At 44.3% G+C, this 15,433-nt stretch carries 15 protein-coding genes and 1 riboswitch; of the genes, 5 read left to right on the top strand and 10 right to left on the bottom strand.

The genetic code is table 11. From position 1 onward, the window contains the following. The first annotated feature begins 105 nt into the window (after positions 1 to 105). From bufB to HW45_RS02320, 3 genes are read left to right on the top strand one after another with little or no spacing between them, the layout of a single operon-like run. Complete coding sequence (gene bufB, locus HW45_RS02330) at positions 106 to 966, top strand: MNIO family bufferin maturase (RefSeq protein ID WP_038224408.1); 861 nt, start codon at positions 106 to 108, stop codon at positions 964 to 966. Between the two features lie 2 nt (positions 967 to 968). Then, complete coding sequence (locus HW45_RS02325) at positions 969 to 1,745, top strand: HvfC/BufC N-terminal domain-containing protein (RefSeq protein ID WP_051867666.1); 777 nt, start codon at positions 969 to 971, stop codon at positions 1,743 to 1,745. Next, positions 1,742 to 2,194: a DoxX family protein gene (locus tag HW45_RS02320; RefSeq protein WP_038224404.1), complete on the top strand. Its 453-nt coding sequence runs from the start codon at positions 1,742 to 1,744 to the stop codon at positions 2,192 to 2,194. Before HW45_RS02325 ends, HW45_RS02320 begins: the two co-directional genes overlap by 4 nt. Before the next feature lie 62 nt (positions 2,195 to 2,256). On the opposite strand, the gene tsrA is transcribed toward HW45_RS02320, so the two are convergent. Both tsrA and HW45_RS02310 read right to left on the bottom strand, forming a co-directional pair. Further along, positions 2,257 to 2,541 carry an H-NS-like global regulator TsrA gene (gene tsrA / locus HW45_RS02315; RefSeq protein ID WP_006074597.1) on the bottom strand — a complete coding sequence of 95 codons (285 nt, stop codon included), beginning with the start codon at positions 2,539 to 2,541 and terminating at the stop codon, positions 2,257 to 2,259. 91 nt (positions 2,542 to 2,632) lie between these two features. After that, on the bottom strand, positions 2,633 to 3,778 hold the full coding sequence (locus HW45_RS02310; RefSeq protein ID WP_051867668.1) for a multidrug effflux MFS transporter: 1,146 nt from the start codon (positions 3,776 to 3,778) through the stop codon (positions 2,633 to 2,635). A 162-nt stretch (positions 3,779 to 3,940) separates the two neighbouring features. On the opposite strand from HW45_RS02310, the gene HW45_RS02305 reads away from it, so the two are divergent. After that, on the top strand, positions 3,941 to 4,882 hold the full coding sequence (locus HW45_RS02305) for a LysR family transcriptional regulator (protein WP_038224400.1): 942 nt from the start codon (positions 3,941 to 3,943) through the stop codon (positions 4,880 to 4,882). A 145-nt stretch (positions 4,883 to 5,027) separates the two neighbouring features. Beyond that, a complete protein-coding gene (locus HW45_RS02300; protein WP_038224398.1) occupies positions 5,028 to 6,821 on the top strand; it encodes an aminopeptidase P family protein in 1,794 nt (597 codons plus the stop codon). Positions 6,822 to 6,900: 79 nt separating this feature from the next. Here HW45_RS02300 and thiH read toward each other — a convergent pair whose 3' ends face one another. The 8 genes from thiH to HW45_RS02260 form a co-directional block, all read right to left on the bottom strand. Next, the gene (gene thiH / locus HW45_RS02295; RefSeq protein ID WP_038224396.1) at positions 6,901 to 8,013 is read right to left on the bottom strand and encodes a 2-iminoacetate synthase ThiH; all 1,113 of its coding nucleotides are present in this window, start codon (positions 8,011 to 8,013) and stop codon (positions 6,901 to 6,903) included. Between the two features lie 23 nt (positions 8,014 to 8,036). Further along, positions 8,037 to 8,804 carry a thiazole synthase gene (locus HW45_RS02290; RefSeq protein WP_038224395.1) on the bottom strand — a complete coding sequence of 256 codons (768 nt, stop codon included), beginning with the start codon at positions 8,802 to 8,804 and terminating at the stop codon, positions 8,037 to 8,039. A gap of 1 nt (position 8,805) precedes the next feature. Further along, positions 8,806 to 9,009 (bottom strand): sulfur carrier protein ThiS, encoded by a 204-nt coding sequence (gene thiS / locus HW45_RS02285; RefSeq protein WP_038224394.1) that lies wholly within the window; start codon positions 9,007 to 9,009, stop codon positions 8,806 to 8,808. Continuing rightward, positions 8,987 to 9,781, bottom strand: coding sequence for a HesA/MoeB/ThiF family protein (locus HW45_RS02280; RefSeq protein ID WP_038224392.1), 795 nt, complete (start codon positions 9,779 to 9,781; stop codon positions 8,987 to 8,989). Before HW45_RS02280 ends, thiS begins: the two co-directional genes overlap by 23 nt. Next, the gene (locus HW45_RS02275; protein ID WP_038224390.1) at positions 9,768 to 11,003 is read right to left on the bottom strand and encodes a thiamine phosphate synthase; all 1,236 of its coding nucleotides are present in this window, start codon (positions 11,001 to 11,003) and stop codon (positions 9,768 to 9,770) included. The genes HW45_RS02280 and HW45_RS02275 overlap by 14 nt, the downstream gene beginning before the upstream one ends. Before the next feature lie 15 nt (positions 11,004 to 11,018). After that, entirely contained in the window at positions 11,019 to 12,941 is a 1,923-nt protein-coding gene (gene thiC, locus HW45_RS02270) for a phosphomethylpyrimidine synthase ThiC (protein WP_038224388.1), read from the bottom strand. 117 nt (positions 12,942 to 13,058) lie between these two features. After that, positions 13,059 to 13,157: riboswitch (TPP riboswitch) on the bottom strand. Positions 13,158 to 13,213: 56 nt separating this feature from the next. After that, entirely contained in the window at positions 13,214 to 13,597 is a 384-nt protein-coding gene (gene crcB, locus HW45_RS02265) for a fluoride efflux transporter CrcB (RefSeq protein WP_006074609.1), read from the bottom strand. 146 nt (positions 13,598 to 13,743) lie between these two features. After that, positions 13,744 to 15,126: a multicopper oxidase family protein gene (locus tag HW45_RS02260; RefSeq protein WP_038224386.1), complete on the bottom strand. Its 1,383-nt coding sequence runs from the start codon at positions 15,124 to 15,126 to the stop codon at positions 13,744 to 13,746. Between the last annotated feature and the right edge of the window lie 307 nt (positions 15,127 to 15,433).

The raw sequence follows: 15,433 nt of genomic DNA, 5'->3' as shown, positions 1-15,433 counted from the left end.
TGTTCATCCGTTTTCAAGTTACAAGCTACACGAAGGGGCGTTATCGAGCGCCCTTTCACTTTTCTACAGCTTACTCACAATACACAACAGATCAGGGAGATCACAATGGATCGAAGTCAGGCATTTCAATTAGTCGGTGTGGGTTTACGTGCACCTCACCTCGACTACTTCGAGCACAACGCCAATCAAGTTGGTTGGTTAGAGATTCATAGTGAGAACTACTTCCAAACAAACAGCATGGAGTATCAGCAGTTATTGGCAATTAGAGAACAGGTAGAGATCAGCTGTCATGGTATTGGCTTGTCACTCGGCTCTACCAGTAAAGTCAGCCAATCGCATTTACTGTCACTCCAACAATTAATCCGAGAAATCCAGCCGTTCGTTGTTTCCGATCATCTAAGTTGGAGTGAGCATGGTGGTCACTATTTCAATGACCTATTACCTCTGCCTTACACTGAAGAAGCACTGCAACTTTTTTGTCGTAATGTGCAGCAAGTTCAAGACGCCATTCAACGCCCACTGTTAATAGAGAATCCGTCTAGTTATCTTCGTTTCAATCATTCGACGATCCCCGAGTGGGAATTTCTGGCGGAAGTACAGCGGCAAACAGACTGTCGTTTATTGCTTGATCTAAACAATGTACACGTCTCCTGCTTCAATCATCAGTACGATACTAATCAGTACTTGGCTGCCATTGACCCTGCCACTGTCGACGAAATTCATCTAGCCGGATTTACTCGTAAGCAATTAGAGCAAGGAGAGATTTGGATTGATACACACAGCGCCCGAGTATCCGATGAGGTTTGGCAGCTCTATAAAGACTGGAATCGTATTAATACACCAGTTCCAACCTTGATCGAATGGGATTTAGACATCCCTGCTCCGCAAGTGCTATTAGAAGAAGCCAATAAAGCCATCAACATCTTACTTGAAGTCCCCCTTGCTCAAACGCTAAGGAGTGCATAGCAATGACGCTTAACGAGCTCCAACAGCGATTCAGTCAGGCACTCCTCTATCAAAGCACCGGAGAGGACTGTGACATTTTATCCGATCATTTTACCGCGATTGATCGAATCCAGATCTACCGAAATAACTTTGTTGTTAGCTTATCTGAGGTACTAGCAGCTTGCTATCCGATAACACGCCAACTGGTTGGCGATGAATGTTTTGATTCGATGGCAAAGCACCATATTACTCAACATCCTCCGCGCTCCGGTAATGTTATGACTTATGGAGCCGGGTTTGCTGACTCTGTGAGCCAACTTGAAAACATCACGCTTGCTGTGCCATATCTGCTGGATGTGATGGCGATTGAATGGTCATTAGACGAACTGCAAAGAGCAGAAGACGTTACTTTAAAAGAAGGTCTGGAACCTATCATCAATTTGGCGTCCGTGCCAGAAAGTCAACATTCAGACTTAGTGTTTCATGTGAAACCTTCTAGTCACTTAATCCACTCGAATTATGCCATCGGTAGTCTTTTCCAAGCAGTAAAAGACAACGAATTCGATAACTTAGACATTAACCAAGCCGAAACGCTACTCATGGTTAAACGAGGTTCTGCTCAACCAACGCTACACATTCTGAATGATCAACTTCAACAGCTATGGGTCGAGATAAGCCACGGCAATCCATTAAAGCGAATAAATCCCGCTCTACTATCTGAACTACCAAACTTGCTTACGTGGGACGTTGTAGCCGGGTTCACTCTATTCAACGAAAGCAATCCTAGGAGTATGGTATGAATACGAAAGTAACACACTGGCTCACGACTTATGACAACCTTATCGACGCGCTACAACGCGGTTTTGTTCCCTTACTATTAGTATTTTGTCGGCTTTGGGTATCATGGGTGTTTTTTAATTCGGGACTCACCAAGATTGCTTCCTGGGACAGTACTCTCTACTTGTTTGAGTATGAGTATCAAGTTCCCCTTATTCCTTGGGAGCTAGCGGCTTATATGGGAACAGCAGCAGAATTGGTGTTACCTGTCTTTTTGGTTCTCGGGTTGTTTACCCGCCCAATGGCAGCAATATTGTTTGTTTTTAATATCGTTGCGGTTGTTTCTTACCCGCTACTTTGGGAAAAAGGCTTTTATGATCATCAATTATGGGGATTAATGATCTTGATAGTTGTCGTTTGGGGACCAGGACCAATATCTGCAGATAAACTTATCCGCTCTAAATTTAATTAGCATTAATAAGAATGGAAAAAATAACCCCGCTTAGAATAAGCGGGGTTATTTTAGGATGTGATTTATTTATTCGCCAGAAACTCTTTAAGCTCTTCTGCGGAAATACCTTGGTCAGAAAGTTCCTTCGCTAATAGCTGAACTTGTTCACCTTTGCGAGACTCAATGACTCTCTGAAATTGATACACGATATCACGCAACATGTGGATTGGTACTTGTTTAGCGGCACTGCGGATGCGCTCTTCACTCTGATTGCCTAGTTCATTAAGCAATTTACCAAACATGATTTTTTCTGGAGACTCTTCCATCTGCTCGAGAATGCGAGCCATTTCGTAAGTTGTCAAAGACATTACTGCGTTTATCCAGTTAATAATTAATACGGTGTGTTTATTGCTAAATATACACCTGTTTCTTTAATTGGAAAACAAAATCGTTTTTTAATTAGCCGATTTTTACAGTTTGATGCCAACCTTTGCCAACTTTCGATCTTAGGATAAATAACGCAGGCAACACTAACCACATATGCATTGCGATCATATACGGTGCATCAAGACCCGCTCTTTGCATCGTCCCAACGAGTAATCCAGAGCCACTCATTTGGAACAGACCCAACAATGCTGCCGCTGTACCCGCTTTATCTCCAAATGGTGCCAACGCTTTACCTGCGGAAGCTCCTAGAATCAACGCAAAGCCAATTGACGACATAATAACAGGAAGCATAAATGATGCAGGTGTTGCGAAACGTGCACCCCACGCCATTAACCCACCGGCAACTAATAGTGTGGTAATACCTAATTGTAGTGTTTTGTGAGTACCAATTTTATCCATAATCTTAGGCGCTAGCATGCATGCAGCAATGTTAAAGACCGCATTCAGACCAAACCAGTAGGTAAACTGATTCATCGTTAGTCCCATCTTGTCCATCAGAACCACTGGGGCTGAGGTGACATAAGCTAAGATAACACCCATGGCTAATAAGCATAACGACGCATGGAAAACAAACGTCGGAGTTCGCAGTACATCGATGTAGCGCGACAGCGCAAAGTACTGTTGTCCTTCTTGTTTAGGATTGGTCTCCCGCATGTTGAATAGCACTAACGCACCAACAAACAACGCGAAGCCGGCCATAAAGCTAAAGTTAGCACGCCAGCCATATTGTTGGGTCAGGTAACTGCCCAAGATCGGTGCTAACGCAGGAATAAAGCAGATAGCGCCATTAAGATAACTGATCACCTTGCCGCTTTTCTCTGGCCCATACATGTCGCGAACGGTTGCAAAGGCTGCCACAGATGTCGCGCACGCACCTAAGCCTTGCAGCAACCTAGCAGCAAGCATCCAATCAATTGATTGAGCCGCCCACGCCAAGCAAGCACTCAATCCATAGATAGCTATACCGCCGAGAGCAACCGTTCGACGTCCAAGTTTATCCGCAAGGGGACCTGCAAACACTTGTCCTACACCCATAGCAAATAGGAACCACGTAATCGTATCTTGCGCTAACGTATGCTCTACATCGAAAGCAGTAGAGATTTGTGTTAACGCTGGAAGATAAATATCGATAGCCAGTGGGCTAAAGAATACCAACATAACTAACGCTGCGATTTGGATTTTTGACGGTGCCGTTTGCAAGGTGTTTACCTCTTACAGATAAGATAACTTTAGATTGTTTGCGCAGAGTGTAGTCTTGTTATGATATGAACAGAAATGGTTTATACTCATTAGCATTATTCCCAGTAGGAATGTCTTAATATGAATCTCGAAAAGCTAAGCAGAATTGATCTTAACTTATTGTTGTGTCTGAATGTGTTACTTGAAGAATGTAACGTGACCCGCGCTGCGAACCGCTTATGTCTAAGTCAATCGGCCGTAAGTAAGTCACTTGCCAAACTCAGAGCGCTTTTTGACGACCCATTATTTACTCGCCATGCGCATGGTCTGTTGCCTACACCACGGGCATTGCAGCTCAAACCTAAGCTCGAAGTTCTAGTGACTCACATGCAATCGATAACTGAACCACCCGAGTTCTCACCGACTACCAGTGAATATCGATTCCATATTGCGGCGGTAGAAAGCGTTTATCCGCTTATTATGCCGCACTTCTTACCAGCTATTTTTGGACAAGGACCAAACCTCAGCATCAGCACCCACTCTTGGACTGAGCTGACATTTGAGAGAATGCAAAAAGGTGAACTTGATTTAGGGATTACAGGTAAAGACATCGATATTAGAGATGCAGTTCGAACCATGTATCCACCTGATGATATCCAAGAGCTTGAAGTGTATCGTGACAACCAAATGTGTTTAGTCCGCGCAAATCACCCTGTGCTATCTAAGACTTGGAATTTGGAAACCTACTTGTCGCTTCGCCATGTACAAGTTCGTTGTGATGGAAGTGATCGATGGTTATTAGACTACAAACTCTCAGATATGGGCAGAGAGCGCGATATCGCCATCACCGTTCCAGACTTCAATAATGCCGCAGCACTTTGCAGTTACACCGACTTCGTCTTTACCGCACCCCGACACTTCGTACATCTAGTCGCGGAGCAGATGGGGCTAACCGTGCTTCCTTTGCCATTAGAGTTTCCTCCTATGGCGTATACACTCTTTTGGCATAAGGACAGAAATCGCGATCCCGCGTTAACTTGGCTGATTGATATTATCCGTCAGAAGACATTACACCTGAGATAACCCGTATAACCTTTGACGTCGGGTTTCGATTGTTGAAACCTTATTTCGCAGCCACCGGAATCGATTGTATATGGGCGGCAAAAGCGCTAGCTTATAGGGCAAATACTACCAGGTGACTTGTTTCGCCATGATGAAGGAATAACAGATGCAGGAACAAATTTCTCGCCGAGTTGAGCTGGTTCAAGCTTGGCTTGTAGCAAACGATCTTGATGCGTTTATCGTCGCACACGAAGACGAGTACTTGGGCGAGTATGTACCCGCTCATAATGAGCGTCTACATTGGCTAACGCAGTTTACTGGTTCAGCAGGCGCTGCTGTTGTGACTCGCGAAAATGCGGCCATTTTTGTCGATGGCCGTTATACGGTGCAAGTAAGAAAACAAGTACCTGATGGTATTTTTGAATACTGCCACCTCATTGAGCAACCACCAATTAAATGGGTAACCGAGACACTTCCTGTCGGTTCTCGTATTGGTATAGACCCACGCATGCACCGTGGCAGCTGGTATCAAGGTGCCTTAGTTCAATTGGGTAGTAAGTTCGAACTGGTCGCAACAGAACAAAACCCAATCGACATTAATTGGAGCGATCGTCCAGAACCTCAGCTAAGCCAAGTTCGTTTAATGCCTATTGAAAAAGTAGGACAAAGTAGTCAAGACAAGCGTACTGCTCTAGGACAATCACTAGTGGCTTCTGACGCTGACGCCGCTATCATTACTGAATTAGATTCGATTTGCTGGCTTCTGAACGTACGTGGGCTTGATGTGTCTCGTCTGCCAGTCTTACTAGCTCATGCCATCCTCTACTCCGATGGCTCAACAAAGTTCTTCATTGATGAGTCACGAATTGACGACCGCGCGGCATTCGACGTTCACGTAGGCAGCGGAGTTGAAGTATGTAGCCCTAACGATTTAGAGCAAGCTCTTGAGGCTCTATCTGGTAAAAAAGTCACCTTAGACCCAGCAACCAGTAATGCTTGGTTCCAACTAAAGCTTGAGGCTTTCGGAGCGAAACAGTTACAACTTGCCGACCCTTGTCTAATGCCAAAAGCGGCTAAAAATGATGTTGAAATCGCTGGAATGAAAGCTTGTCACATCCGCGATGGTGCTGCGATGGTTAAGTTCCTCTCTTGGTTGGACAAAGAAGTGGCTAGCGGAAATCTCTATGATGAAGCTATTCTCTCCGATAAGTTAGAATCATTCCGTCAACTCGATAGCTCACTCGTCGACCTTAGCTTTGACACGATTTCCGCCTCTGCAGGAAATGCCGCGATGTGTCATTACAACCATGAAAACCAAGAAGTCCCTGGTGCGATTATTAAAGATACGCTATATCTGGTTGACTCAGGTGGCCAGTATCTTGATGGTACTACCGATATCACAAGAACAATCGCTATTGGTTCGCCTTCAGAAGAAATGAAGCGCCAGTTTACATTGGTGCTGAAAGGTCATATTGCTCTTGCATCCGCCCTGTTCCCCAACGGCACCTGTGGTCACCAGTTAGATGTTTTAGCCCGTCAGCATTTGTGGGCAAATGGTTTTGACTATGATCACGGCACTGGCCATGGTGTTGGACATTTCTTAAGTGTTCATGAAGGACCACAACGCATTGCTAAAGCAGTGAATAACACTCCACTCATTGCCGGAATGGTACTGTCAAACGAACCTGGGTACTATCGCGCTGATGAGTTTGGCATCCGTATTGAGAATTTGGAACTGGTTATCGAGAAATCGACACAAGGTGATGCTAGCATGCTTGGTTTTGATTCGTTGACTCGTTGCCCTATCGATAAGCGAAATATCGTTAGCTCATTGTTAACGGATGAAGAAATCAACTGGCTGGATTCTTATCACCGTAAAGTGTTTGATGAGGTATCGCCACTTGTTGAAGGTGAGGCGCTTGATTGGTTAGAGCAAGCCTGCGCACCGCTTGCTCGCTAATTTGCCCGAGAGAATAAAAAGGAGCTTGTTAACAGCTCCTTTTTTGTTTCACGTGAAACACTCGATAGACTATACCGGTTTATCCTGAATAGGATTGGTGCCAATCTTTCCAAACCGGTTCCATTCCAACCTGCTTAACAGACTCTGCAACAAGACGAGCGCTACGTTCATCACTAATAGCGAACTGTTCAAGCTCTTCTTCTTCATTAGCGTATCCACCAGGCTGTGTTTTTGATGCCGCACTGATACTGGTGATTCCTAGTGGATAAACATGGTCTCGAAAAGTTGGAGATTCACGTGTAGACAGAGAAAGCTCAACTTCATTGTTAAACAATCTATAAGCACATATTAATTGCACTAACTGTTTATCTGTCATTACAGATTTTGGTTGCAACGCCCCTTCGCAAGGTCTTAGCCTTGGAAAAGAGATAGAGTAACGAGACTTCCAATAACGGCCTTCTAGGTACTGTAAGTGTGCTGCTACAAAAAAGCAGTCCGTGCGCCACTCTTCTAAGCCGATCAACGAGCCAATACCAATCTTATCGATACCTGCTTTCGCTAATCTATCAGGTGTATCTAACCGATAATCAAAATCCATCTTGTTGCCACGCAAATGATGTTCGGCATAGGTTCTGCGATTATAGGTTTCTTGATACACCATAACCGCATCCAAACCACTATGCTTTAACTCAGCATACTCATTTTGGTCCAAAGGTTGAACTTCCATTGCTAGGTAGCTGAAGTGCTTTTTGATTGCTGGAAGAACTTGCTTGAAATACTTCATCCCTACTTTGTTTTCATGCTCTCCCGTTACCAATAGAATATTGTCAAATCCCATAGATTTAATCACATTGCATTCAGCATTGATTTCCTCTTCAGAGAGTGTCTTGCGTTTAATACGGTTTTCCATTGAGAAGCCGCAATAGGTACAAGCATTGGCACAGAGATTAGAAAGGTACAATGGAATGTACATCGACATAGTATGCCCAAAACGCTTACGAGTGAGCGCAAAAGAGCGCTGCGCTAATTGCTCTAAGTGCGGCTCTGCCGCCGGAGAAATTAACGCCTTGAAGTCTTCAAGATCTAACTTGGTTTTACTCAAAGCACGCTGAACGTCTCTTTCTGTTTTCGAGTATATTGATAGACGAACGTCGTCCCAGTTGTACTTAGCGTGTTCCTCAACAAAACTCATCGTTTCACCTTTATCTATCAAACTCACATTGAATCAAGAAAAGCGGTTAGCGGGCTGGATGCCACCGCATGGTTTACCGTTCCTGCTAGGCCACTTTCATAGGCCAAACGCCCAGATTCGACTGCGAGCTTAAATGCACGAGCCATTTGAACTGGATCTGCCGCCGCGGCAATCGCTGTATTCACCAACACAGCGTCTGCGCCCATTTCCATTGCCAACGCAGCATGAGAAGGCGCACCGATTCCGGCATCAACGACCACTGGTACGTTAGCCTGCTCGATTATAATTTCTAAGAAATCACGACTTACCAAACCTTTGTTACTACCAATGGGCGCTCCCAAAGGCATCACCGCAGCGCAACCCACTTCTTCTAGATGCTTGCATAACGTAGGATCTGAGTGGCAGTAAGGAAGCACAACAAACCCTTCTTTTACTAACTGCTCCGCCGCCTTCAAGGTCTCAATAGGATCTGGTAGTAAGTATTTTGGGTCTGGATGAATTTCAAGTTTCAGCCAATTTGTGCCTAACGCTTCGCGTGCTAAGTGCGCGGCAAAGACGGCATCTTTTGCGTTCTTCGCCCCAGATGTATTAGGTAATAGGTTTACGTTATTAGCAATAAGTGGACTAAGGATGTCGTCATCTTGTTGGTTTAGGTCAACACGTTTAAGTGCCATGGTTGCCAACTCTGACTGACTTTCAGCAATAGCTGCAATCATAAGTGACTTATCGGCGAACTTTCCCGTTCCAGTAAACAAACGTGAGTTAAAGGTCTTTCCGGCGATAGTGAGCATATTAGCCTCCTGCGATAGCTTGGAAAATATTGATGGACATGTTGGATTTGACTGTGAAATCTGACCATTTGGCTCTTGGTATAATTTCATCGTCTACTGCTACCGCACAGCCTTGCGTTTCAATATCTAGCTCTTTGAATACGCTAATGAGGTTAAGCTCGTGAGAGGTTTCTTTCGGTGCGTTATTTACGGTAAATTGGATCATTTTTGATTCCTGTTGTTATCTTCGAATCACGGCAAACTGAACACGTCTCATCATGAGAAATCTTGAGGGACTGCCACTGTCCAGTTAAGCCATCAAACAGCTTCAACTCTGGGTGACTGCTATTAGCTAAATCTGTAATAACCTTTAGTGCCTCTAATGCTTGATAGACGCCCATCATCCCTACTACCGGTCCCATTACACTCGACTCTGAACATTTCATTGCCATGTCGAGTTCTTCGAATGGATAGAGGCAGTGATAACAAGGTGTGGCTAGTTTAGAAAATTGAAATACCGACAATTGACCGCTCCAACCTATCGCGGCGGCAGTCACTAGAGCGGTGCGATTCTCAACACAGGCTTTGTTTATTGCCTGCCGAGTTTTTATATTGTCAGTGCAGTCAATCACAACATCTGCCAAGGACACCTCGAGCGCTAACTGACTACCGTGCAAACGACGCTTAATGGTCCTAACATTAATGTCTGGGTTTTGTGCCTTGAGAAAATCAGCCAGAGTTTTTACTTTGGATTGCCCAACCTCATTTGAACGATAGGTAATTTGTCTAGGTAAGTTCGATAGCTCGATATCATCATCATCAGCGATAACGATTCTTCCTACTCCCGCTCCAGCTAAATACATGCTTGCTGCTGTTCCTAATCCACCGCAGCCAACAATTAGTACATGACTTTCACAAATCGCCGCTTGGCCGTTTTCACCGACATTGGGCAAGCTCAACTGCCTTAGATATTGTTGAAACTGTTTATCGGAGACCATCACGCTCTCCTGCCATTATTAGTGAGAACTCATTGATAACGTGCTGAGTATCAGCCGCTAAAGTTAACGCTCTCACTACCGCTAGGCTGGTAACACCACAATCCCAAACAGGCTTAGCGGTTTGCAGATCAATACCGCCAATAGCAACTGTTGGGTAACCTAGCTTCTCTCCATATTGAATAGAGTCGATCAATTGCTGATACAGAGCGAGTCGTACCAACCCCTGAGGTCTTGATGGCATGACTTTAGTGGTTGTCGGAAAGATGTGACCTAATGCGATGTAGCTGGGATGAATTTGGACCACTCGAAGCAGTTCATAATAACCATGGGTAGAAAGACCAAGCGCGATATTATTGGATGCCAACAAGGTAAGGTCTGCAGTCTCGATATCTTCTTGACCTAGGTGTACACCAAAGGCGCCATACTCAATAGCCAATTGCCAGTAGTCATTGATAAATACTTGCGCGTTATACTGCTCACCCAATTGAATGGCTTTCTGAATCTTCTGAGCAAGATTAGGGTAATCAGGGTCTTTGATTCTTAATTGAATCGTTTTTATACCTTGTTTCAGTAAGCGCTCAATCCACTCTACGTTATCAACAACTGGGTACAGCCCCAGACTGCTTTTAGATAACGTGGGAAATACGGATGTGGACGCTCTCACTGCCCATCCCACTTTAATAGCTAGATGAGAGTTTTCTATCACCGGAGTGAAGAACTGCTCCCTTTTTGATGGCCATGTTTCATGTGAAACACTTCCAGCTCTAGCCAACATAACAGCATCTTCAAGAGGAAAATCCAACACAATAGAGACAATAAACCAAGCAAAGTGCTCTTGAGCATCAGTTAACGATAGCGCTCCCGATGACGCCTTAATCACCTCTTCACGACAAGACCATATATCCTTGCGTTCAAACTCCGAATGAACATCAATATAAACGTCTCCAAGCGTCATTGACTGTATCACCTTGGGGAAATCGCTTTCTACAAAACCATGGTGATAGTGAAGTCGATAGTCCGCCTTATTATTCATTTGCACTGATAGCAGATCAGAACTGATGATTTGGCGACGTTCAGAGTCATCAATGTGAATAACATCCGACTCTTTGACTTCTGATATCTGAATATCGTCGATATCAAAGCCTACACTCTGTGCTAACGACAGAACATGACGAACGTGTTCAATAAGATCTTGATGATTAGATGGGATTAAAAGTGTCAACGGAAGCTCCTTCGCTTACTCTTCAGTTACGGCTGGATGATAGAGTTCGGCGCCCGTAGCTCTGAACTCTTTAGATTTTTGACGCATACCTTCCAATGGATCATCAATCAATTTGATGTCGATGCTCTCAGCCCCTTGCTGCTCTTTGGCGTATTCTCGAACTTCTTGAGATATTTTCATTGAGCAGAATTTAGGTCCGCACATAGAACAAAAGTGAGCGACTTTTCCGGACTCCTGAGGGAGGGTCTCATCGTGAAATTGACGCGCGGTATCAGGGTCTAATGACAAGTTAAACTGGTCTTCCCAACGGAACTCAAAACGAGCCTTTGACAAAGCGTTGTCCCGAATTTGTGCACCAGGATGCCCTTTAGCTAAGTCGGCAGCGTGAGCGGCGAGCTTATAGGTGATAAGCCCCGTTTTTACATCGTCTTTGTTTGGTAGACCAAGGTGTTCTTTTGGAGTGACGTAGCACAGCATAGCGCACCCGTACCAGCCAATCATAGCCGCACCAATACCTGACGTAATGTGGTCATATCCTGGTGCAATATCTGTTGTGAGTGGACCCAACGTGTAGAATGGTGCTTCATGACAATGCTCCAGTTGCTCTTCCATATTCTCTTTGATCATATGCATTGGAACATGGCCTGGACCTTCAATAATTACTTGTACATCGTGTTCCCAAGCAATTTTAGTGAGCTTCCCAAGTGTGCGTAATTCGGCAAACTGAGCTTCATCATTGGCATCAGCAATAGAACCAGGGCGTAAGCCATCTCCTAAGGAAAGAGCCACGTCATAGCGTGCACATATCTCACAGATTTCTTTGAAGTTGGTATAGAGGAAACTCTCCTCGTGGTGGGCAAGGCACCACTTAGCAATAATGGATCCGCCGCGAGATACGATTCCAGTAACACGTTTAGCAGTCATCGGAATATGACTCAGAAGTAAGCCAGCATGTATAGTAAAGTAGTCAACGCCCTGCTCTGCTTGCTCGATAAGCGTATCACGCATAACTTCCCAAGTAAGATTTTCAGCAACCCCATTCACCTTCTCTAAGGCTTGATACATAGGAACCGTACCAATTGGCACTGGGCTATTTCTTAATATCCACTCTCTGGTTTCGTGGATATTACGGCCCGTCGACAAATCCATTACCGTATCGGCGCCCCAACGAGTGCCCCAAACAAGTTTTTCTACTTCTTCTTCAATCGATGAAGTTACTGATGAATTGCCAATATTGGCATTAACCTTCACCAAGAAATTGCGTCCAATGATCATTGGCTCTGACTCGGGGTGGTTAATATTGGAAGGAATGATCGCGCGCCCTTCAGCGACCTCCTTTCGAACGAATTCTGGCGTAATCTCTTTAGGTAGGTTAGCACCAAAGTGCTGACCCGGATGCTGCTGGGTGAGCATTTCATCATTGAGTTTTTGACGTCCCATATTCTCGCGTATCGCGATATATTCCATTTCAGGAGTAATGATGCCTTTCCTAGCATAATGGAGCTGAGTAACACATGCGCCCTCTACACCTCGTCGAATACGGGGAAGCTGGCCATAGCGAAGCTCGTCAAGCGTCTCATCCTCAAGTCTCTCTTTGGCAAATTCAGAGCTCACACCGGCTAATACTTCCGTATCAGAACGTTCATCAATCCATTGTTCTCTTAACTTTGGTAGGCCTGAATAGAGGTCAATATGGTGGTTTGGATCGGTATAAACACCGGACGTGTCATAGACATGAATAGGTTCGTTGGGAACATAGATAGGATTATCTTGACTGCCTCCAATTAGGCTATCGGCCAACGATATCTCGCGCATAGGGACTTGTAAGTCACTGCGGCTACCTTGAATATAGGTCTTCTGAGAGTTTGGATAGGGAGTCACCGATAGTGTATCGATGAAGTTTTTTGCTTCCAGTCTACTTTGCTTACGTGTCGACATAGCATTTCCTTATATATCATATAGTTATAAAAGATAAATGCTTGACGGATGTGTGAGTACAAGAGGTATCAACCACAATAGCTTGCGCTATTTGACAAATAAAAGAGGGAGGGTTTCCATTTTATTTCTCCTGTTCCCTTCGCTGGTACTAACCAGATCAGGTTCAACGGATCCCGAATTAACGGTCTCAGCCCTAAGGCACTCCGACAAGTATTGAAGCGATTATAGAATAATTAGTTCCGATTTTTCAACCAAACTATGTATCTTTTTGTTTAACTTTTGATCAGCAACTGAAACCCTATCCAACATGCCGAGATACTTAGAACCACATTGAGCAGAACATTGAGCCCCATTTTCAGAAATGCTCCCTGTTGCATCAAGAGTACATTGTCCATGGAAAACGTAGAAAAGGTAGTTAAAGCGCCAAGAAACCCAAGACCTATTATTTGACGCCATGGCTCTGGGGCAAGTACCTCAGTCTCAAAAGCTGCTATGAGCAACCCCATAATAAACGAACCAACTACGTTAACGGTAAGTGTCCCATAAGGGAACCCTCGACCAAAAAGTACAATACATAATTCTGAAACTAAGTAGCGTGAGCATGCACCAAAAGCACCACCTATCGCTATAAAACCTAAAACTGCAAACTGACCCATCATCGAGTACCTAAAATTAAATGCCTATAGAGCTAATAGTATACGAACACTTGATGATTTCGACAGAAGTCAGCGAAAATTATGTTTTCATAAGACAAGATGGCTATCGTTTGTAGTCAAAATTTAAAACGTTACAGGAGTCACTTTTAACTCACCTTGACGTATCCCATTAGTCCTGTCTTCATATGTTCAATAACATGACAGTGATACATCCAGCTTCCAGGGTTATCTGCAACAAATGCAACTTTTGCTCTGCCGTTTTTTCCAAGTAACACTGTGTCGGTATGAAATGGCTCGACCTCTTGGCCATCCAGCTCAAGCACTGTAAAAGTATGACCGTGTAGATGAATAGGATGGTGATACTGCGTGACATTTCTGAGATCGAAAATATAAGTACGGCCCAACTCCAACTCTGCAATAGGATCTGGAATTTTATCTTTACTCATGCCTTCCCAAGCTCGTTTGTTCATTAACCAGAACTTAGGTATAGCTTTACCGTCTTTACTTGCTGGAGTAACAGCCCCTTCCCACTCGAAGACAAAGTCCTTGGTGATGGCATTCGATAGGTCAGGCTTTGGAATTGGGTTTAATGGTAAGGATGGTATCTTTTGTTCCTTAGTAACGCTCCCACCTTTGACTGAGAAAGCACAAAGAGGAAATGGAAAGTTTCCTTTTAGGTGGCGAACATAGAATGTAGAACCATCTTGCTTAGGGGCAACTATGGCCAAATCAAGACGCATACCAGGGCCCATTTTATGGTTAGTAAGCTTATACGGAGTGGCTATTGGGTTTCCATCTATAGCAATTACCCAAGCTGTCGCACCTTCTACAGCGATCTTATAAGTTAAGGTATTATCAACATTTACCACACGCGCTCTAATAAGCCCGTTAGGACGAACTTTGTAATTAGGTTCATTGGTGCCATTAACTGTTCCCCACTCACCAGGAGTACCCATACGAGCGCTATATCGAGGAATCATTAGCTGCTTCCAATTACCTTTTTTGTCTATGTGCCAATTTTTTAATACTAATTCCATATCATGATCGAATTCTAAAGGCTCGCTCTCTTCAACAATAAGCGCTCCAACCAATCCCTTGCCGAGTTGAACCACGCTATTCATATGAGGGTGATACCAAAAGGTTCCGGCATCTGGCGGCGTAAATTCATAGATAAAGGTTTCATTAGGCATTATCGGGGGCTGACTTAGGAAAGGTACGCCATCCATCTCGATAGGTATTCGAAGTCCATGCCAGTGAATCGTCGTGGGTTCGTCTAGCTTGTTAGTGAAACGAATGACTACCTTCTGTCCTTGCTTGCAGCGAATTGTGGGCGCAGGAATTTGGCCGTTAAAGCCTAAGACCTCGGTTTGATATCCTGGAACAAGTTCTGCAGTCGTCGGTTGCGCCGTCAGCTCATAAACGATGAGATCTTGTGACTCAGAGACTTTTGTTAATGAGCACCCAGGGATAGCAGCAATAGCAGAAAATGATAATGAGCTTTTTAAGAAAGTACGGCGAGATAGATTCATTCTAATAGTCCTTTTTTGACCTATTAGATAATGATTCTCAATTACTTGCAATTAACTTAATTGATAGATGTGAATGTAGACTTGAATGGCTATATGAAAACTATGACAAATATCAGGCTGTAACGATTTGAGGTAAAAATCCGTTTAAGTCGATAGTAACAGCACTAGGAAAGGGAATTACTAAACTCTAGATAATAAAAAACCCGATGCTTTCGCATCGGGTTTTCTACAAAGTGGCGGAGTGGACGGGACTCGACCCCGCGACCCCCGGCGTGACAGGCCGGTATTCTAACCAACTGAACTACCA

The sequence above is a fragment of the Vibrio sp. ER1A genome (assembly GCF_000733315.1).
Taxonomy (GTDB): domain Bacteria; phylum Pseudomonadota; class Gammaproteobacteria; order Enterobacterales; family Vibrionaceae; genus Vibrio; species Vibrio mediterranei.
Note: the sequence above shows the minus strand (reverse complement) of the source record. Positions and strands in the feature narration are given on the sequence as shown.

Coding starts and splice junctions, on each gene's coding strand:
- bufB (WP_038224408.1), top strand. CDS start 106: ATGGATCGAAGTCAGGCATTTCAATTAGTCGGTGTGGGTTTACGTGCA.
- HW45_RS02325 (WP_051867666.1), top strand. CDS start 969: ATGACGCTTAACGAGCTCCAACAGCGATTCAGTCAGGCACTCCTCTAT.
- HW45_RS02320 (WP_038224404.1), top strand. CDS start 1,742: ATGAATACGAAAGTAACACACTGGCTCACGACTTATGACAACCTTATC.
- tsrA (WP_006074597.1), bottom strand. CDS start 2,541: ATGTCTTTGACAACTTACGAAATGGCTCGCATTCTCGAGCAGATGGAA.
- HW45_RS02310 (WP_051867668.1), bottom strand. CDS start 3,778: ATGTTGGTATTCTTTAGCCCACTGGCTATCGATATTTATCTTCCAGCG.
- HW45_RS02305 (WP_038224400.1), top strand. CDS start 3,941: ATGAATCTCGAAAAGCTAAGCAGAATTGATCTTAACTTATTGTTGTGT.
- HW45_RS02300 (WP_038224398.1), top strand. CDS start 5,028: ATGCAGGAACAAATTTCTCGCCGAGTTGAGCTGGTTCAAGCTTGGCTT.
- thiH (WP_038224396.1), bottom strand. CDS start 8,013: ATGAGTTTTGTTGAGGAACACGCTAAGTACAACTGGGACGACGTTCGT.
- HW45_RS02290 (WP_038224395.1), bottom strand. CDS start 8,804: ATGCTCACTATCGCCGGAAAGACCTTTAACTCACGTTTGTTTACTGGA.
- thiS (WP_038224394.1), bottom strand. CDS start 9,009: ATGATCCAATTTACCGTAAATAACGCACCGAAAGAAACCTCTCACGAG.
- HW45_RS02280 (WP_038224392.1), bottom strand. CDS start 9,781: ATGGTCTCCGATAAACAGTTTCAACAATATCTAAGGCAGTTGAGCTTG.
- thiC (WP_038224388.1), bottom strand. CDS start 12,941: ATGTCGACACGTAAGCAAAGTAGACTGGAAGCAAAAAACTTCATCGAT.
- crcB (WP_006074609.1), bottom strand. CDS start 13,597: ATGGGTCAGTTTGCAGTTTTAGGTTTTATAGCGATAGGTGGTGCTTTT.
- HW45_RS02260 (WP_038224386.1), bottom strand. CDS start 15,126: ATGAATCTATCTCGCCGTACTTTCTTAAAAAGCTCATTATCATTTTCT.